This is a genomic window from Planotetraspora thailandica (genome assembly GCF_016863335.1).
In the GTDB taxonomy this organism is placed as follows: Bacteria; Actinomycetota; Actinomycetes; order Streptosporangiales; family Streptosporangiaceae; genus Planotetraspora; species Planotetraspora thailandica.
The window spans coordinates 139,298-157,714 of record NZ_BOOR01000024.1 but is presented as its reverse complement, the minus strand read 5'-3'; the positions used below and the strand labels follow the sequence as shown (position 1 = coordinate 157,714).

15 protein-coding genes are annotated in these 18,417 nt (G+C 70.7%); 8 read left to right on the top strand and 7 right to left on the bottom strand.

What is annotated here, in order from left to right; all coding sequences use genetic code 11:
* Positions 1-78: 78 nt before the first annotated feature.
* Positions 79-1,008 (top strand): polyphosphate kinase 2, encoded by a 930-nt coding sequence (gene ppk2 / locus Pth03_RS17755; protein WP_203945404.1) that lies wholly within the window; start codon positions 79-81, stop codon positions 1,006-1,008.
* A gap of 2 nt (positions 1,009-1,010) precedes the next feature.
* Here the strand turns inward: ppk2 and Pth03_RS17750 are convergent, their stop codons facing one another.
* On the bottom strand, positions 1,011-2,369 hold the full coding sequence (locus Pth03_RS17750) for a trypsin-like serine peptidase (RefSeq protein ID WP_203945403.1): 1,359 nt from the start codon (positions 2,367-2,369) through the stop codon (positions 1,011-1,013).
* A 135-nt stretch (positions 2,370-2,504) separates the two neighbouring features.
* Here Pth03_RS17750 and dxr point away from each other — a divergent pair, with 135 nt between their 5' ends.
* From dxr to Pth03_RS17730, 4 genes are all read left to right on the top strand, one after another.
* On the top strand, positions 2,505-3,656 hold the full coding sequence (gene dxr, locus Pth03_RS17745) for a 1-deoxy-D-xylulose-5-phosphate reductoisomerase (protein ID WP_308442361.1): 1,152 nt from the start codon (positions 2,505-2,507) through the stop codon (positions 3,654-3,656).
* A gap of 264 nt (positions 3,657-3,920) precedes the next feature.
* The gene (gene ispG / locus Pth03_RS17740) at positions 3,921-5,087 is read left to right on the top strand and encodes a flavodoxin-dependent (E)-4-hydroxy-3-methylbut-2-enyl-diphosphate synthase (RefSeq protein WP_203945401.1); all 1,167 of its coding nucleotides are present in this window, start codon (positions 3,921-3,923) and stop codon (positions 5,085-5,087) included.
* Between the two features lie 117 nt (positions 5,088-5,204).
* Positions 5,205-6,818, top strand: coding sequence for an alpha/beta hydrolase (locus Pth03_RS17735; RefSeq protein ID WP_239119117.1), 1,614 nt, complete (start codon positions 5,205-5,207; stop codon positions 6,816-6,818).
* Positions 6,819-6,884: 66 nt separating this feature from the next.
* Positions 6,885-7,727: a GNAT family N-acetyltransferase gene (locus tag Pth03_RS17730; RefSeq protein ID WP_203945427.1), complete on the top strand. Its 843-nt coding sequence runs from the start codon at positions 6,885-6,887 to the stop codon at positions 7,725-7,727.
* Here Pth03_RS17730 and Pth03_RS17725 read toward each other — a convergent pair.
* The 5 genes from Pth03_RS17725 to Pth03_RS17705 all read right to left on the bottom strand — a co-directional run bounded on the left by Pth03_RS17725 (position 7,708) and on the right by Pth03_RS17705 (position 14,043).
* A complete protein-coding gene (locus Pth03_RS17725; RefSeq protein WP_203945400.1) occupies positions 7,708-8,094 on the bottom strand; it encodes a DUF3037 domain-containing protein in 387 nt (128 codons plus the stop codon). The two genes, Pth03_RS17730 and Pth03_RS17725, sit on opposite strands and share 20 nt — an antisense overlap.
* On the bottom strand, positions 8,091-8,915 hold the full coding sequence (locus Pth03_RS17720; protein WP_203945399.1) for a HipA family kinase: 825 nt from the start codon (positions 8,913-8,915) through the stop codon (positions 8,091-8,093). Before Pth03_RS17720 ends, Pth03_RS17725 begins: the two co-directional genes overlap by 4 nt.
* Positions 8,916-9,505: 590 nt before the next feature.
* Positions 9,506-10,828, bottom strand: a complete 1,323-nt coding sequence (locus Pth03_RS17715; RefSeq protein ID WP_203945398.1) for an alkyl sulfatase dimerization domain-containing protein — start codon at positions 10,826-10,828, stop codon at positions 9,506-9,508.
* 48 nt (positions 10,829-10,876) lie between these two features.
* On the bottom strand, positions 10,877-13,471 hold the full coding sequence (locus Pth03_RS17710; RefSeq protein ID WP_203945397.1) for an AAA family ATPase: 2,595 nt from the start codon (positions 13,469-13,471) through the stop codon (positions 10,877-10,879).
* A 158-nt stretch (positions 13,472-13,629) separates the two neighbouring features.
* Positions 13,630-14,043, bottom strand: a complete 414-nt coding sequence (locus Pth03_RS17705) for an organic hydroperoxide resistance protein (protein ID WP_203945396.1) — start codon at positions 14,041-14,043, stop codon at positions 13,630-13,632.
* A 91-nt stretch (positions 14,044-14,134) separates the two neighbouring features.
* Between Pth03_RS17705 and Pth03_RS42125 the strand changes: the two genes are divergently transcribed.
* Both Pth03_RS42125 and Pth03_RS17695 read left to right on the top strand, forming a co-directional pair.
* Complete coding sequence (locus Pth03_RS42125; protein ID WP_203945395.1) at positions 14,135-14,704, top strand: TetR/AcrR family transcriptional regulator; 570 nt, start codon at positions 14,135-14,137, stop codon at positions 14,702-14,704.
* A 114-nt stretch (positions 14,705-14,818) separates the two neighbouring features.
* Positions 14,819-15,952: an acyl-CoA dehydrogenase family protein gene (locus Pth03_RS17695; protein ID WP_203945394.1), complete on the top strand. Its 1,134-nt coding sequence runs from the start codon at positions 14,819-14,821 to the stop codon at positions 15,950-15,952.
* 96 nt (positions 15,953-16,048) lie between these two features.
* Here the strand turns inward: Pth03_RS17695 and Pth03_RS17690 are convergent, their stop codons facing one another.
* Positions 16,049-17,617, bottom strand: coding sequence for a CHAP domain-containing protein (locus Pth03_RS17690; RefSeq protein ID WP_203945393.1), 1,569 nt, complete (start codon positions 17,615-17,617; stop codon positions 16,049-16,051).
* A 149-nt stretch (positions 17,618-17,766) separates the two neighbouring features.
* Here Pth03_RS17690 and Pth03_RS17685 point away from each other — a divergent pair, with 149 nt between their 5' ends.
* Complete coding sequence (locus Pth03_RS17685) at positions 17,767-18,402, top strand: PaaI family thioesterase (protein WP_203945392.1); 636 nt, start codon at positions 17,767-17,769, stop codon at positions 18,400-18,402.
* Positions 18,403-18,417 lie beyond the last annotated feature (15 nt).

The window sequence follows — 18,417 nt, the reverse complement described above, 5'->3', positions numbered from 1 at the left end:
TCCCGCCATCTCCTGTTCGGGATTGCCGGGTAGCGTCGGACTACCTCCGGTGTCACGAAATTTCAGGAGATGGTGCCCATGACCGAGCTGCCGGATCAGTTGGGCGACTGGGAACTGCTGCGCCGTACACCGGGGTTGACCGTGGTGGACGACGATGACGACGACCCCGTCCTCCTCCTGGCAGACGGGCGGCCGGTCGACACGTGGCGCGAGCACTACCCGTACGGCGAGCGCGTGACCCGGCACGATTACGACCGGGACAAGCGGCTGCTCCAGATCGAGCTGCTCAAGCTGCAGTACTGGCTGAAGGACACCGGCGGCCGGCTCGTGATCCTTTTCGAGGGCAGGGACGCGGCGGGCAAGGGCGGCACGATCAAGAGGTTCATGGAGCACCTCAACCCCCGGGGTGCGACGGTCGTGGCCCTGGAGAAGCCCTCCGAGCGCGAGCGCACCCAATGGTACTTCCAGCGGTACAGCCACCACCTGCCCGCGGCGGGGGAGATCGTGCTCTTCGACCGGTCCTGGTACAACCGGGCCGGGGTCGAGCGGGTCATGGGCTTCTGCACGCACGAGGAATACGTCGAGTTCATGCGGCAGGCCCCCCAGTTCGAGCGGATGCTGGTGCGCGACGGCGTGCACCTGGTCAAGCTCTGGTTCTCGGTCTCCAGAGCCGAGCAGCGGACCAGGTTCGTCATCCGCCAGGTCGACCCGGTCAGGCAGTGGAAGCTCTCCCCGATGGACATCGCCTCCCTGGACCTCTGGGACGACTACACGCGGGCCAAGGAGGACATGTTCCTCCACACCGACACGGCGGACGCCCCCTGGACGATCATCAAGAGCAACGACAAGAAGCGCGGCCGGCTTGAGGCCATGCGGTACGTCCTGTCGCTGTTCGACTACGACGACAAGGACGTCGCGATCGTCGGCGTGCCCGACCCGGCCATCGTGCGCTCCGCCGCCGACATCGTCGACGAGGACAAGGCGGAGCCGCTCAGCCCCCTGGCCTAGATTCAGGCCTGTTCGGCCTGGTGGAAGAGGTCCTTGGCGGCGTCGCTGAAATAGGGGCCGTACATCGTGCCCCGGTCGTTGCTGTACTTGAAGCTGCTCACCGAGGTGAGCGTGCCCTGGCCGGTCGAGGGGTCGAAGCCGGTCAGCCACGGGCCGCCGCTCGCTCCGGCGGTCAGGTCGCAGCGCAGCCCCTCGTCGCGGGTCTGGCCCTGCGGGTCGGCGTGCACGGTCCCCGCGCAGTAGAGCAGGTCCTCACCGTCGTACGGCGGGTCGGCGGGGAATCCGAACCCGTAGGTGCGCAGCCCCTTCCTGGGGTAGAAGCCGATCTCCTGGCCGCCCACCAGGTCGGTCAGGTGGCGCCCGCCCTGGGAGGTCACCGCCACCATGCCCACGTCGAAGTTGTCGTCGCCACCCCGCGACCACGGCCCCGCGACGAACATCCTGCGGGCCGAGTAGCTGCCGTACGGCTCCTGCCCGTCGCGGTAGCCGGGGACGAAGGTCCAGTTCTCGGCCCAGGGGCCCGCGCCGTCCTTGACGCAGTGGCCCGCGGTCACCACGACATCCCTGTTGGCGCTGCGCACGGAGCTGGCCGAGCAGACGAAGTCGACGCCCCTCATCGTGAGGAACACCCGGCCGGTCGTCCGCGTCACGGACCCGCCCGCGGCCCAGCGGGAGCCGCTCGTGGTGGACGCCGGAACCCGCGCCGCCCGCCTCTCGGGCGCGGCCTGCCGTACGGACGCGGTCTGGGGCAGCCGGGCTAGGCCGCCGACGGTGCGACGGGCCGTGTCGTGCACGGCGGTCCGGCGGACGACGCCCGTGGGAGTGGGCAGGCCCGTGGCTCTGGGGAGCCCCGCCGTACGGGGAAGCGCAAGCCCGGAGCGGGGGGCGAGAAGGCGGGACAGCAGGCCCTTGCGGCCGTCGAGCGCGTCTCCCGGCACGAGCCCTCTGCGGCCGGGAAGCGCCCGGCGCGCGGCGGGCGGGAGATCACGTGGGCCAGGAAGCAGCTGCGCGGGAGTGGGAAGCAGCCGCTCGGGGGCGGGGAGCAGTTGCGACGGCAGCACACGGGTCGGGCCGAGCATCCGTTCAGGGCCGCCTCCCGCCCCCTTCTCGCCGGCGTTCGTCCCGGTCGCGTTGCGGACCTCGCCGATCGTGGAGAGCAGCTCGATAGGCACCGCCCGGGCCATGCGCTCCGGCGTCCAGTAGCCCGCCAGGGCGGGCGTCACCGCGTGCTCCACGATGTCCGCCACGGGGTCCGCCACGGGACCGGCATGGCCGTCCGCCGGGCCGGCCGGGGTGGAGGGCGCCACGAGCCCGGTGGCGGCGAGAGCGGCGACGGCAAGCAGGGGGAGGCTCGGAGTCATGGGACCAGAGTTTGGACCACCAACCGTGGTCTTGTGGCTACTTTCGGTAAATCTGGCATGCCCGTTTCCCGCTGTGCTGCCGCCCCCGCGCTCCTCGGGGACAATGGTGAGGTGACTTCCGAATCCCGGTCGATTGTGGTCCTCGGCTCGACGGGCTCCATCGGCACTCAGGCGCTCGACGTCGTCGCCCGCGCAGCGGACCGGTTCCGGGTGGCCGGGCTCGCGTCCGGAGGCGGCAGGGTGGACCTGCTGGCCCGCCAGGCGGCCGAGTTCGGCGTCGAGGCGGTCGCCGTGGCCGACCCGGCGGCTGTGCCGGCGCTGAGCGAGGCGCTCGCCGCACGCGGAGCGCGGCCCAAGATCCTGGCCGGTCCCGAAGGGGTGGCCGAGCTCGCCGCGTGGCCCTGCGACGTGGTGCTGAACGGGATCACCGGCGCGCTGGGCCTGACCTCGACCCTGGCCGCGCTCGAGGCGGGCCGGGTGCTCGCCCTCGCCAACAAGGAGTCCCTCATCATCGGGGGGCCGCTGGTCAAGCGCCTGGCCGCTCCCGGGCGGCTCCTCCCCGTCGACTCCGAGCACTCCGCCCTGGCCCAGTCCCTGTGGGCGGCGGGTCCCTCCGGCCCGGACGCGAGAGCCGTACGGCGCCTGATCGTGACGGCGAGCGGCGGCCCGTTCCGCGGGCGGTCGCGGGCGGAGCTGGCCGACGTGACGCCGGAGATGGCGCTGAACCATCCGACGTGGAGCATGGGCCCGGTGATCACGGTCAACTCGGCCACCCTGGTCAACAAGGGGCTGGAGGTCATCGAGGCGCACCTGCTGTTCGACATCGGCTTCGACAGGATCGAGGTCGTGGTGCACCCGCAGTCGGTGATCCACTCGATGGTGGAGTTCACCGACGGGTCGACGATCGCCCAGGCGAGCCCGCCGGACATGCGGCTGCCGATCTCCCTCGCGCTGGGCTACCCCGAACGGGTGCCTGACGCGGCTTCGGCGGTCGACTGGACGGCTTCGCACACCTGGACCTTCGACCCGCTCGACGACGAGGCGTTCCCCTCTGTGGCGCTCGCCCGGCACGTCGGTGCCCTGGGCGGCACGGCTCCCGCCGTCTACAACGCGGCCAACGAGGTGTGCGTGGAGGCGTTCCTCAAGGGCGGCCTGCCGTTCCTCGCCATCGTGGACACCGTGGAGGCGGTCGTGGGAGAACACGAGGCGGGCCCGGCGTCGTCGGTCGAGGAGGTCCTCGCGGCCGACTCCTGGGCGCGGGCGCGGGCCGCCGAGCTGACGCGATGAGGTCCGTGGCGTCCCGGTCGTGGCCGTCGGCGGGCCGGGCGAAAGTAATTGTGCATTCCGGACATTAATCACATGTCGCCCGGGTTCGCAGAAACCGGGGATTCCAGGGCGGTCCACGCGTGGGCATTTCTGCAGGTCAGATGACATACGTCGGGTGAACGGCGATCAAACCTTCATCCTGTGACACCCGGCTGCCGGTCGGGGTGTTCGCCGGACTGCCTAAACTGAGGGGGTCGCCCGGTATCCAGCGCAAGAGGGACTGAAATGTCTGTTGATCTCGGCATTCCTTCGGTCAGATCCCAGCCGATCGCCACGAGGAGGGTGTCCCGGCAGATCATGGTCGGTTCGGTTCCGGTCGGTGGTGACGCGCCGGTCTCGGTGCAGTCGATGACCACCACGCTGACCGCCGACGTCAACGCGACGCTCCAGCAGATCGCCGAGCTCACCGCCTCCGGCTGCCAGATCGTGCGGGTCGCCGTGCCGTCGCAGGACGACGCCGACGCGCTCCCGATGATCGCCAAGAAGTCGCAGATCCCGGTCATCGCGGACATCCACTTCCAGCCGAAGTACGTCTTCGCGGCGATCGACGCGGGATGCGCGGCCGTCCGGGTCAACCCCGGCAACATCAAGAAGTTCGACGATAAGGTCGGCGAGATCGCCCGCGCCGCGCAGGACGCCGGCGTCCCGATCCGGATCGGCGTCAACGCGGGTTCGCTCGACCCGCGCCTGCTCCAGAAGTACGGCAAGGCCACCCCCGAGGCCCTGGTCGAGTCGGCGTTGTGGGAGTGCTCCCTGTTCGAGGAGCACGGCTTCCGCGACATCAAGATCTCGGTCAAGCACAACGACCCCGTCGTGATGGTCCAGGCCTACCGGCTGCTGGCCCAGCGGTGCGACTACCCGCTGCACCTCGGCGTCACCGAGGCCGGCCCCGCGTTCCAGGGCACCATCAAGTCGTCCGTCGCGTTCGGCGCCCTCCTGGCGGAGGGCATCGGCGACACCATCCGCGTCTCGCTGTCCGCGCCTCCCGTCGAGGAGGTCAAGGTCGGCATCCAGATCCTGGAGTCGCTCAACCTGCGCCAGCGCGGCCTGGAAATCGTCTCCTGCCCGTCGTGCGGGCGCGCCCAGGTCGACGTCTACACCCTCGCCGAGCAGGTGCAGGCCGGTCTGCAGGGCCTCAAGGTGCCGCTGCGGGTCGCCGTCATGGGCTGCGTCGTGAACGGGCCCGGCGAGGCCCGTGAGGCCGACCTCGGCGTCGCCTCGGGCAACGGCAAGGGCCAGATCTTCGTGAAGGGCGAGGTCGTCAAGAGCGTGCCCGAGTCGCAGATCGTCGAGACCCTCATCGAGGAGGCGCTGCGTCTCGCCGAGGAGATGGGCGTCGAGGTGGACCTCGACGACGATGACGCGGCCGGCCCCGAAGTCGTCGTGCGCTGAATCTCTGTTTACACAGCGCAATTGATTGGCTACATCCTGTCAGTCGTTCGCGTGTGCCCCGCGTAGGCCTGCGATCACGTCCGGGAAGCTGGCCTCTGCCGTGTGAGCAGAGGGGGCGTGCCGGTGAAGCGGGTCGTCGGGGTCGTCATGAGCGTCACGATGCTGGGTGCCGTGCTCGGCGTCGGGCCGGATGGGGCGAGGGCCGCTCCCAAGAGGGCGATCGCCTGGGGCCCGTGCGGGCAGGGCGGCACGTCGGCCCTCGGCGCGGCCCTGGGGCCGAACCCGGCGCCGCGCAGGAACCCTTCGCCGTTCGTCGTGGAATGCGCGACCGTGCGGGTGCCGCTCGACCACATGGAGCCGCTCGGCCAGCAGATCTCGCTGGCGCTCAACCGGGTGCGCAGCTCGGCCGCCCCCGCCGCCGGCCATCTGGGGGCGCTGCTGGTCAACCCCGGCGGGCCCGGCGCCTCCGGCCTCGACATGGCGCGCTACGTGGCGGCCACGCTGCCGAGGGACGTCGCCGCGCGGTACGACGTGATCGGATTCGACCCGCGCGGCGTGGGGGCCAGCGAGCCCGCGCTGAGGTGCGTGGACCCGGCGCGCTACTACGCCGCGCCGCGTCCGGACAACATTCCGCACGTCAAGGCGGCCGAGGACGTGCTGGTCGCCCGCGCCCGCGAGTACGCGCGCGCCTGCGGCAACCGGTGGGCGTGGTTCCTGCCCTACCTCACCACCGAGAACACCGCCAGGGACATGGACGTCGTCCGCGCCGCCCTGGGCGAGGACAAGATCAGTTATCTGGGCTACTCGTACGGCTCCTACCTGGGGGCGGTCTACGCCACGCTCTTCCCCCAGCGGGTGCGGCGGCTGGTGCTGGACAGCGTGGTCGATCCCAGCGGCGTCTGGTACAAGGCCAACCTCGCCCAGGACTACAGCTTCGACCGGCGGCACAAGGAGTTCCTGGCCTGGGTGGCCCGAAATCAGGAGACCTACCGGCTGGGCGGCTCTCTGGCCGCGGTGACCTTCGCCTGGAGCGCCCTGCGGGGGCGGCTCAAGGCACAGCCGGCCGGCGGGGTCGTCGGCCCGAGCGAGCTCGACGACATCTTCGCGGCGGGCGCGTATTCGAGCAGCCTGTGGCCGAAGATCGCCCAGGCGTTCTCCGACTACGTGCTCAAGGCCGACACCACCGGCCTGGTCGCCCTCTACCGCAGCGAGTCGGAGGTCGACGAGAAGGAGGAGAACTCCTACGCCGTCTACCTCGGCATCCAGTGCCGTGACGCCGTATGGCCGCGAACCTGGGACCGCTGGCACACCGACACCGAGAAGATCAACGGCACGGCGTCCTTCATGGCGTGGCCCAACGCCGTCTACAACGCTCCCTGCGCCTTCTGGCCGGAACGCGGAGGCAAGCCGGTGCGGGTGGGCACCGGAGAGGTCCCGCCCGTCCTGCTGCTCCAGTCCGAGGACGACGCCGCCACCCCGCAGGAGGGCGCGGTCCACATGCGCCGGCTGTTCCCCACCGCGCGGCTGGTCAGCCAGGGCGGAGGAGAACACGGCGTCTCCCTAGCGGGGAGCGCGTGCGCCGACCGCTACCTCGCCGCATACCTGCGCGACCCCGCCTCGCTCCCCGAGCGCAAGGCAGCGGCGCCCGACGCGGCCTGCCCGGCGCCTCCCGATCCCAAGCCCCTCACCCGCATGGCCGCGCATGCGCGGGGACCGGCGGTGGTCCGATAGGCGGCGTCCGTCCGTGTCTGATCGGTAACAACAAAAGGTCTGCTCCTCGCGTAGGCTGGGCGCGTGATGCTGCGTACATCGGCGTCGCGCGTGCTCGACGACAGTGATCGCGAGGAGGTGCTGGCGCTCCTCGACGCCGACCCCGTCGCGAACGTCTTCGTCGCCTCCCGGGTCAGGACTGTCGGTTTGAACCCGTCGCGCCTGGGTGGCCAGATGTGGGGCTTCGGGCCGCGTGGCGGGCTTGTCTCCCTCTGCTATGCGGGGGCCAACCTGGTCCCGGTCAACGCCGGCCGCGAGGCCGTACAGGCGTTCGCCGAACGCGCCCGCAAGCAGGGCAGACGGTGCTCGTCGATCGTCGGGCCCGCCACGGCCGTCGAGCAGTTCTGGGAGCGCATCGAGCCGCACTGGGGCAGCGCCCGCGCGATCAGGTGGGCGCAGCCCGTCATGGCGACCGGTTCCGCGCCCATCGCCGAGCCCGACCCCCTTGTACGGAGGGTCACCCCCGAGCAGTTCGGCATCCTCCTGCCCGCATGCGTGGCGATGTTCACCGAGGAGGTCGGCGTCTCACCCGACAACGGCGACGGCGGCGCGCTGTACCGGTCGAGGGTGGCCGAGCTCATCCGCATCGGCAGGTCCTACGCCCGGATCGAGGACGGGCAGGTCGTCTTCAAGGCGGAGATCGGGGCGGTCACCCCCCAGGCCTGCCAGATCCAGGGCGTGTGGGTGCACCCCGACTACCGCGGGCGCGGACACGCCGTCGCCGGCATGGCCACCGTGGTCGAGCAGGCGCTGAAGTACTTCGCCCCGCTGGTCACGTTGTACGTCAACGACTACAACACGCCGGCCAGGGCGGCCTACCGCCGCGTCGGGTTCCGCGAGGTCGACACGTTCATGTCCGTGCTGTTCTGACCAGGCGTTCCATGAGGTGGTCCAGCTCGGCCGCCGGATCGGCGGTCAGACCGGCATGCACCGGGCCCGTCTGCACCACCGTGCTGCGCGGCGCCGTGAGCCAGCGGAAGCGGCTGCCGAGCGACTCCTTGCGCATCGGGCCCGCGTCGTCGCCGCAGGCGACCTCGTAGGCCATGAGCGCGTGCCGTACCCCGGCGAGGTCGACGGTGGCGCACAGGGACAGCAGCCGGGTCTCGTCGAGCTCGACGCGCGCGCACAGGTAGCCGCGGGGCTGGCAGTAGACGATGACGCCGGCGTTGACCAGTTCTCCCCGCTCGACGCTGGGCACCACGCGGATCACCGCGTATTCGTAGACGTCCCTGGTCATGCGCCCTCACCTCGCGTGGCGCGCCAGAAGCCCCCGATGGTGGTGCGCTCGCGGCGGGGCGCGGGCGGAGTCGCCGTCAGATCAGGCAGCCAGGCCCGCGGGCCCCGTGCGCGGGCGAGCAGATGATCGGCGTAGGCCTGCCGTACGGCGGAGGCGTCGGCGAAACCGGGCTCGCCGTCGAGCCATTCGTCCGGTACGAGGGAGATGACCGTGTCGAGCAGCTCGGGAGTGATCAACGCGCTCAGCTCGGCGTCGGCCTCGGCGAGTTCGGTGGCGAACGGCGCGAGCACGTGGTCGCCCGCGTCGAATCGGCGCTGGGGGTCGGCGGTCGGCCAGTTGTGGTGGAACCACAGGGCCGCCCCGTGGTCGATCAGCCACACCCCGCCGTGCCAGACGAGGAGGTTGGGGTTGCGCCAGCTGCGGTCCACGTTGTGGATGAGCGCGTCGAACCACAGGAGGCGCGAGGAGAAGGCGGCGTCGGGTTCCCACGCGAGGGGATCGAAGCCGAGGGCGCCGGGCAGGAAGTCGATGGCGAGGTTGTGGCCCGCGCTCGCGGTGAGCAGATCCTGGATCTCTTCGTCGGGCTCGCGGGCGCCGAGCTGAGGGTCGAGATCGATGATCTTCAGCTCGGGAGTGGCGAAGCCGAGTCGGCGGGCGAGCTCGGCGCAGATGATCTCTGCGACGAGGACGCGGCGGCCCTGGCCGGCTCCCCGGAATTTCACGACATATGTGCCGAGGTCATCGGCTTCGACGACGCCGGGGAGTGAGCCACCCTCACGAAGTGGGGTGACGTACCTCGTCGCCGTGATCTGTTCCAACACGCTCAAAAGGTTATCCACCCACCCCACCCCGTTTTTGCGCGTGATCATGCAGAAGTTCGGGGACGCGCCGCCTGACCTGCACCTTCACGGGCCGTGATCATGCAGAAGTTCGACGGATTGCGCTGTGACCTGGGCGAACGCCCTCCGTGATCATGCAGAAGTTCGGCGGTTCGGCCTTCGACAAGGGAAAACGTCGATCGTGATCATGCGCAAATACCTGGTGAGCATGTGCCGACCTGCAGGCATGCATTTCGTGATCATGCAGCGGTGCACTGATGTACGTGGGTCCGATGCCGGGTGCTGCATGATCACGGAAGGGAACTCGGCAGGTGGGGGGCTGCTTCGGCGAAGATGTGCATGATCACGAATGGCATTTCACCAGCTCAGCTGCCATGTCCCCGAAGTTCTGCATGATCACGAAACGGGGGTGGGCAGGTCAGCGGGTGTGTCGTCGAAGTTCTGCATGATCACGGCAAAAATGAGGCGGGCGTGGCCCCTCCGCACGCCCGCCCCGTTGGCTGCCGGGCAGCTGTCCGCACGCCCGACTCTCCGGCTGCCGGTTGCCGGTTGCCTTGCAGCCGTCCGGATGGTCAGCGGGTGCTGCCGGGGATCCACCACATCTGCCCTCCGGCCACCTCGTTGTAGACGTCGAGGATGTCCAGCCCAGTGATTTTGCTGCGGGACTCGGCCGCCGCCCAGGCGAAGATGCCTCGAGCCAGCGCCCCCGTCTCCTGCTGGACGCGGAGTGCGTACACCCGGGCCCTGATCTCATGCACCTTGTGGTCGTCCGGATCGGCCTGAGCGGCGAGCTCCACGAGCTGGCAGGCAAGGCGCAGGTCTCCCTCGGCCGCCGCCGCCACGGCCCGGCCGGCGACGGACGCCGCGCCCGCTGCCATCTCCGCGACCGCCTTGGCGAAGACCGCGTCCGGCGCCGGCTTCAGGTGGGCGGGGTTGCCGTCGTGCCAGCCGCCGTGCAACCGCCAGATGTTGCGGACGATGAACTCGGGCTCGTCGTAGTAGGCCTTGAGGTAGACCCGGTCGGCCAGCTCGGCCGGCGGCTTCACGACGTGCAGGATCTCGTCCAGGCGGGCGCCTGCGTTCATCAGGTCGAGGGTCTGCTCGACCAGGCTGTCGAGGTAGTCGGCGGTGTCGACGAGGGCCTGCCGTACACGCTCGGCGCCGACGATGGGGAGCCCGTGACCGGGCAGGAGGATCTCCGCGTTCATCGTGGCCATCTTGCGCAGCGCCACCGCCCACTCGTCGGGGTAGCGCTGCACCTTCTGCGGGCCGCCCGCGCTGGGGGCGACCCAGACGAACAGGTCGCCGGTCAGCAGAACTCCCCGCTCGGGCAGGAAGGCCCAGGTCGCGTCGTCGGTCTCGCCGCGGGCGTGCCGCAACTGGAAGGTGACGTCGCCGAGGGACAGGTTCATCCGGTTCTGGTAGGTGAGGTCGGGCAGGCGGTAACTCGTCGGCCACGTCATCCGGATGAAGCCGAACTGCCGCTGGTCGATCACGGAGTTGTAGCCGGCGGTCCGGCCATACCGGGCGAACCGTTTGGCGATGCCCTCCTGCGCGACCACGATGGGCCGCGGGCCGTTCTCCTCGTCGAACGCCTCGGTGCCGGCGACGTGGTCGAGATGCCCGTGGGAGAAGATCGCGTACTTGACGGGCTGGTCGCACCAGCTCCGGATGGCTTTGAACATCGCAGGCGCGTCGACGGCGTTGCCCGTGTCGAAAAGGGCGAGTCCCTCGTCGCCCCGGATCGCATAGACGTTTCCGAACGCCGGCCACATCGCCACGCCGTAGGCCACTTCCTGGGCGCCGTGGGCCCTCAGGGCGGACAGGGGCACCTCATCCGCACTGACGGTTCCACGCCATACCTTGTCGGCGTATTCGAGGATCGGCGAAGTCATGTGATAGAGCGTGGCCGAGCCTGCTCCCCGCGCCCAGTAGGGATGTCCCTAGAGCTCCCCACGGGCCACGGCCAAGGCGAGCTCCACCCGGGATTTGATGCCGGTCTTGGCGTACACGCGGGTCAGGTAGACCTCCACCGTCTTGCGGCTGTAGTGGAGCTCCTCGGCGATCTGGGGATTGCTCATTCCACCCGCGACCAGGGCGATCACCCGGCGTTCGCTGGGGGTCAGCCGGGTCGCCGCCGCCGGCACCAGACCGGCGTCGCGGATGCGCCGCTCCGCCGCCTCCTGCCACGGCACCGCGCCCAGCCTCACGAAGATCGAGTGCGCCCGCGGCAGCTGCATCCGGTCGCCGAGCGCACCGAGGAGGAACCTGGCCTGAGCCTCCTCGAACGGCAGGCCGTCGGCGCGTGCCCGCTCCAGGGCCGCACCGACCCGTGAGCGGTCCTGGAAGGCCCGGCCCATCGACAGGTCGGCCGCGAGTTGCGCCCGCGGCGTCCCGCTGACCGATCGGTCCGCGAGTTCGGCGGCGGCATCGCGCGCCGCCGCGTCGTCGCCCGCGGCGACGTGCAGCATCACCTGTACGGCCAGAGCACGGTGAAGCACGTCGGGCACGCCGAGCTCGATGGCGCGCTCGAGCTCTCGGCGCGCCGTGGCCCGGTCGCCCCGCTGCAGCGCGAGCCTGGCGAACAACGTGTGCCGCAGCCCGGTCTGCATGGGGCAGTCGGGCGGCGGGTCGGCCAGGATGCGTTCGGCCTCGTCGGTTCTGCCCTGGTCGAGCAGGATGTCGAGCTGGATGTTGCGCAGCAGCCCGAGGTTTTCGAGCAGCCCGGCTTCGGCCATCGCGCCCGCGCCCGCGGCGATCTCTTCGAGAGCCTGGTCCCATTCGCCGCTGAGCCGCCGCAGGACCGCGGTGGTCCTCACATGTTGTCCGGCGATGTCATGCCAGCCGAGCCCGCGGTGGATCTGCTCGGCCTGGTCGAGCAGCTCGACGGTCTTGGAGCGCAGCCCGGCTACGGACATCACGTGGGCCGCGGATTCCAGCGACGCGAGCCGTGCCCCCGGGGGCAGCGCCGCCGAATATCCGAGCAGGTCGTCGACGGCCCGCTGGGACGCCGCCCAGTCGCCCTGGATCAGCGACCGGATGGCCAGGGAGCCCCCGGCGACGACGCGGTCCTCCGGCGGGCAGTCGGCCAGACCCTCCCAGGCCCGCCTGGCCTGTTCGTCGCTCTCCTGACCGAGCTCCGCCATGATCAGGGACTGCTGGGCGAGCAGGGCCGTCGGGTCGTCGGCGTGCGGGAGCTGCTGGTCGGCGATGGCCAGAGCCACCTCGTACCACCCCATGGCGTGGGCGGCGCCGACGGCGGTGTGGGCGGTGCGGGTGTGCCTTCGGCCGGGCGGGAGGACGGCCAGCGCCCGCTGCCCGGAGTTGAGGGCGAGGGCGGGGCGTGAACCCTTCCAGTACGACATGGCCTGCCTGGCCAGCAGGTCGCCCTTGTCGTCGGAGATCTCGGCCGCCCTGCCGTACCAGTGCGCAGCAGACAGCGGCGCCGTCCAGCGGGTGAGCTGGGCGGCGTGCATCATCGCGGGCAGCGCCTCGCCGGGGGAGCCGCCTTCGGCCACGTGCGCGGTCCATTCGAGGATACGCCGGGTGCCGGTCAGGCCGTCGCGCTGGAGCAGCTCGGCGATGCGGGAGTGGACTCTGCGCCGCTCGGTCACGGCGAGGTCGTCGTAGAGCGCCTCGGCGACCAGCGGGTGGGCCAGGCCGTAGCCCTCGGCCGTACGGGTGACGATGCCGTCGCGGACCAGGCCGTCGAACGCGTGCTCGGCCTCGCGCGGGCTGAGTCCGGCGAGCTCGGCGAGCGGCGCGAGGTCGATGGTCTCCCGGGTGCGCGACAACGCGGCGAGCACCCTCGCGAGCTTCCTGCCGCTCTCGTCGCGCTGGAACAGCCGGCGCAGGATGGAGCCGCGGCGGGCCTCCGGGTCGGGCGACCACACCGCGCCGCCCTGGACCAGGGTCAGCACGGCCTCCTGGGCGAACCACGGGTTGCCGCTGCTGGCGGTGTGGACCCGGCGGACGATCGTCTCGCTGGGCGTACGGCCCAGCAGGTTCGTGACGAGCGCGGCCACCTCCTGCCTCGACAGCGGCTCGAGCTTGATGGCCAGATCGACGTCGAGGGCCGGGGGGCGGCGGGCCGTACCGAGGATGGACAGCCGGGGGACACGGCGGGGCAGCCGGCGCAGCACGTTGAGCGTGTCGGCGTCGGCGAGGTGGAGGTCGTCGATGGCGATCAGCGTCCGCCCCGGAAGGGACTCGATGAGCTGGGCCGCGAGGATCGCCGGGGCAGCGGGGGAGTGACCGTGGGCCGCGTCGTCGATCGCCTGGTGAAGCGCGGCGAGCTGTTCCGGTGCCTCATCGGTGAGCGCGCCGAACGCACCGGTGAGCGAGGCGTAGGCCAGGCCGCCGTCCAGCTCCCGCGCCTGCCCCCGGAGCACGCGGAAGCCCGGCAGCCGGGTGATCACTTCTCCGAGGAGGTGGGTCTTGCCGATGCCGGGCTCGCCGTCGATCAGGATCATGCGCGGCGTCTCGGACACGGCCGCGACCACCCTGTCCAGGATGTTCGCGCGACCCACTGTGACCATCTGCGATTCCATGGGCCGGCGGTCACCCCCTTTTGCTCCGTCCCGCTGTCGTGAGTAGGACGCGGCGCAATGCTTGAACGTTCACCGGAAATGTGACCCCGGACGCAGGAGATCGCAAGCGATTCCGCGTTTTATTTGTTCATTCGGTGATCGGTCGCCTACTCGACGACGAGCTCGACCGGGATGTTGCCGCGCGTGGCATTGGAGTACGGGCAGACCTGGTGCGTCGCCTCCACGAGCTTGGTGCCCACCTCGCCCTGGAGCTCCTCGGGCAGTTCGACCCGGAGCGTCACCTCGAGCCCGTACCCGCCACCGTCCACCGCGGCGAGGCCGACCTCGGCGGTCACCGAGGCGTCCGACACGTCCAGGTTCATGCGCTTGCCGACGAGGGCCAACGCGCTGGCGAAACAGGCGGAGTATCCCGCGGCGAACAGCTGCTCGGGGTTGGTCCCCGCGCCCTCGCCACCCATCTCGGCCGGCCGGTCCAGTTGTACGTCGAGCTTGCCGTCGCTGGTGACGGCCCGGCCCTCACGCCCGGTGGCGGTGGCGATGGCGGTGTAAATCCGGCTCATGGTGCTTCTCCTCATAGATGTGGTCCGCTATCGCTACAAGAGTCGACATCGCGTCGATAATTCCCAACGCCACGTTGAGTATCGTGATCGCATGGCGAGGCGCAAGACGGCCACCAAGGGAGACATCCGCGAGCAGGCGATCCTGAACACCGCTCGTGAGCTGCTCGGATCCGTCCCCGTCGGCCAGATCACGATCGACATGCTCGCGGCGGGGGCGGGCATCTCCCGCTCCGGTTTCTACTTCTACTTCGACTCCAAGACCGCCGTGCTGGAGGCGTTGCTCGACGACGTCGCGGAGGAGATGGGCGCGGCAGCCCGCCGCTGGCTCGACGGATCGGGGGACGACCCGGACGCCTTGCGTGAGGCCCTGGCGGTGAGCGCACGGCTCTGGCGGGAACACGGGCCGCTGCTCAGGCAGGCCCTTCTCGCCGAAGACCCGGAGTTCGCCGAGTTTCGCGAACACGTCGTGCGCGGCTATCTCAACCAGGTCGCCGCCAGGATCGCCCGCGACAGAAGCGAGGGAGACGCTCTGCCCGGCCCTGCGCCCGAGAGACTGGCCCAGGCTCTGGTGCGGATGAAATTCGCCGTCTTCGCCGCAGATCCCTCCGACGAGGCCGTGGACACGCTCTGCGCCGTCGTCAGACGATCCCTGTACGGCTGAGCACCGGGCGAGGCGCGAGCTGCCGGTGGCCGCGTGCCGATGGAGGCGCCCGCCCTTGGCAGCCTTCGCCATGGCGTGATCCCGTACGCAGGCCGTACATGTCGATGTGTGGAGATGACGTTCCCCTTCACCGACGAGCAGATCGCGTACGCGCTCGCGGTGAGGGAGGTGCTCGCCCGGCACTGCCCCGCGCACGCCGTAGGGGAGGCGGCCGGGGCGTCCCACCGTGAGGCGCGCCTGCCGGCCTGGCCCCAGCTCGCCGCCATGGGATTCTTCGGAGCCCTCGTCCCGCAGGAGCGTGGCGGCCTGGGCCGCGGACTGGCCGACGTGATTCTGGCGTTCGAGGAGACCGGCAGGGCCGCTCTGCCCGGGCCCGTCGTCGAGACCGCGGCGGTCGGCCCGCTGACATTGGACGACGGCGACCTGCTCGCCCGGCTGGCGGCCGGCCGGCTCTGCGTCTCCGCCCGGCTCGGGGACCAGGTCTACGTGCCGGACGCCGACCTCGCCGACCTGCTCGTCATGGAAAGGCGCGGATCGCCCGAGCAGGGAGACGGGGAGCCGTGGATCGTCCCCGCCGCGCGGGCGCGCTGCACGCCCGAACCCGGGATCGATCCGGTGCGCCGCCTGTTCAGCGTGACGATCGACTCCCCAGAGGACTCTTTAGGTGACTCTCCAGGCGATTCCACCGGTGGCGTGGCGGCGCGCACGCGCCGGGCGTTCCGGCCGGCCAGGCCTGCCCTGCGTGCGGCGACCGTCGCGGTGGCCGCCCAGTTGGTGGGGCTGGCCAGGCGCGTGCTGGAGGTCTCCACCGACTACGCGAGGCGGCACAAGCAGTTCGGCGTGCCCGTGGCGGCCTTCCAGGCGATCAAACGACGGCTGGCCGATGTCGCCGTCGCGATCGACCTCGCCGCGTCACTCGTCTACGCGGCCGCCGAAGCCGTGCACCGCGGAAGCGTCCGACACGGCGTGGCCGGGAGCGGAGCGGGCGAGGCGGTACTGAGGAGCGGGGTGGGGGAGGTCGACCGAGTGGTGAGTGCAGCCAAGGCGGCGGCGGGGGAGGCCGCCGCTTCGGCCGCCACGATGGCGTTGAAGGTGTACGGGGCGGACGGGTACGCCGGCGAGCCCGACCTCAAATTGTGGCTCGCGCGCGTGTGGTCTCTGGCGTCGGCTTACGGGGACACCGGCGTTCACCGCCTGCGCACCGCCGTGATGCCTCAATTTGTTTCCCCGACCTGCCCGTGGGCGTGATCACGCAGCCACCCCTTGTCCCGTGATCATGCAGAAGTTCGGCAGTTCTCAACTTGACCTGCGGTGATGCGAATCGTGATCATGCAGTGCCGCAGCTCAGGTCTTCCGGTGCCTCCCGCGCTTGCGAGCGGGTGCCGGAGGCGCGGCGGGCGGCTCGGGGTCGGCGGGCGGATCGGCGACGGCATCGGCGGGTGAGGGGAAGGCCCAGCCGGCTCCGACGGCGCCGGTGTAACGGCCCGTCTCGTCGTCACCTCGCTCACCGCGCGCCCAGGCAGGCGGCGCTTCCTGAGGCCCGGTCCGCTCCGCCGCTTCGGGGAACGCCCACATCGCCGCGGTGGGCGCGTCGTCACCGGGATCTGCGACAGCCTGGCCGCCCCGATCGCGTTCGCCCTGATCGTCGGTGTGGCCCGCGGCCCACGTCGCCTCCAGGGCGTTCGCGATGCCCTCGCCGGCCTGATAGAGGCTGAACCGGCGGACCGGCCTGTACGGACGATCCGGCATGAAGTACGTCCGGCGGACGTCGGCCTGGGGCTCCTCTTCGGCGGGGTCGGCGACGGCAGGACGCGCGACGGCCTGCCCGCTCACAGCGGAGTCGGCCTGGTCGCCGCCCTCCGCGGGATCGGCCCCGCTCCACCTCGCGGCCTGCCCGCCGCCTTCAGGCCCACCCGGCCACGGTGCGGGTGACGCCGGGCCCGGACGGTCGGTCACGGCGTTGAGCAGGCCCGCGCCCCACCCGCCGTCCCTCCGGTTCGTACGGCCAAGCCCATGCCCCGGGGGCAGGTCGGAGGCTGCGGCGGCCTGCCGTACCGAGACACGGCGGATCTTCAGATACGCGAGGGCGAGCGCGGCCAGGAGTACGGGCGCGATGACTGCGGAGTCTCCGAAGCCCAGCGAAGGGACGATCGCCATGGACTCGGTGCTCACCGGCTTCACGTGTTCGGCCGGCGACGCGGCCGGTTCGGTGTCCAGGACGGCGGCCTGCGGTGAGAGCGGCATGACCGCGGGCACCGCCATGGACGTCGCCGCCATGGACGTCGCCCCCGCGGTCGCGAACGCGGCAGGCCGCGCCGGCGGCGGGGACAGCGGCATGGACGGCGGCATGGACGGCGGCATGGACGGCGGCATGGACATCGGGACCACCCGCGGAACCACGTACGGCGCGACCTTGGCCGACGGAGCGGCGGCCGCCGCCTCCTTCTGCTGGAGCCGGGTTCTGATGGTGTCGGGGTATCCGTAGCCGACGACGGAGCCCCGGTCGCGCACCTCGGCCCTGACCCCGCTGCTGGCGTTGCCCTCGATCGTGTGGATCTTGTCGCCGTCGACCTTCGTCACGATTCCCACGTGGTCGATGCCGTCGATCACCTTCGTGCCGGACCAGTCGAAGAAGACCACCGCTCCGGGCTTGGGCGTGGTTCCCCAGGCGTCGTGTTGCCGGAACCACCGGGCGTGCCCGACCGTCCACGCGAACTGGCCGAACCACTGGGAATAGCCGAGCTTGTGCGCCCCCCACGAGAGGAACATGTCGCACCACGGCTGACCGGAGTAGTTCGCGTCACTTTCGACCGTGTTGTACCAATGTCCGAACTTGGTGTAGCCGCCCGCCTGCTCGGTGTATCCGATCTGGCCTTGGAGGAGGTGGATCAGCTTCTTCATCTCGGGGCTCATGTGAAGTCTGGGCCTGCCGTTCCGTCGGGGGGCTTCCGTGACGGGAGGCTATCTACGCAAAAGGGATATTTCCAGACAAAGTCAAGTTTATCTACCTAAACATGACAAATGGCCCGGTTTGGCTAGAACTTGTGTCTAGAATCACCGTCATGACGATCGAGCTCGCCAGCGGGGAAGCGCAGCTGGCCGCCCTGGCTGTGCTGGCACAGCAGGCCAGGGAACTGATGGACGCGGTCGTGCTGACCGACGTGGACGAGACCGAGATCGAGGCGGTGACCGCGGAACTGGTCGCCCTCACCGAGCGCCTGCGCGCGGTCAGGCGCGAGAGCACGCTGCCCCACGAGTTCGCGCCCGACGGAACGTTCCGGCACCTGGGCAACGCCGTCGTCGGCGCGTGCAACCCCCACGCGCTCCCCCTGGAGGTCGAGCGGCCGCCGGAGGGCGGCTCACGCGCCGATCTGAACTTCAGGCCCATCCACGAGGGGCCGCCCGGCGCGGTGCACGGCGGCGTCACCGCGTTGATCCTCGACCATCTGCTCGGCGACGCGGTGGCGGCCGCCGGCAGGCCCGGCGTCACCGGCACGCTGACGATCCGCTACAAACGGCTCGTGCCGTACGGCAGGCCGGTCGTGGCCTCGGCCGAGGCGACCCGCGTCGAGGGCCGCAAGACGTGGGCGGACGGCACGATCGCCCTTCCCGACGGCACGCCGCTGGTTGAGGCGACCGGCCTGTTCATCACCCCGGAGACGTGGCGGCTGCCGAACGCCGACGAGCCGGACGAGTAGCCGCGCTCACTGTGG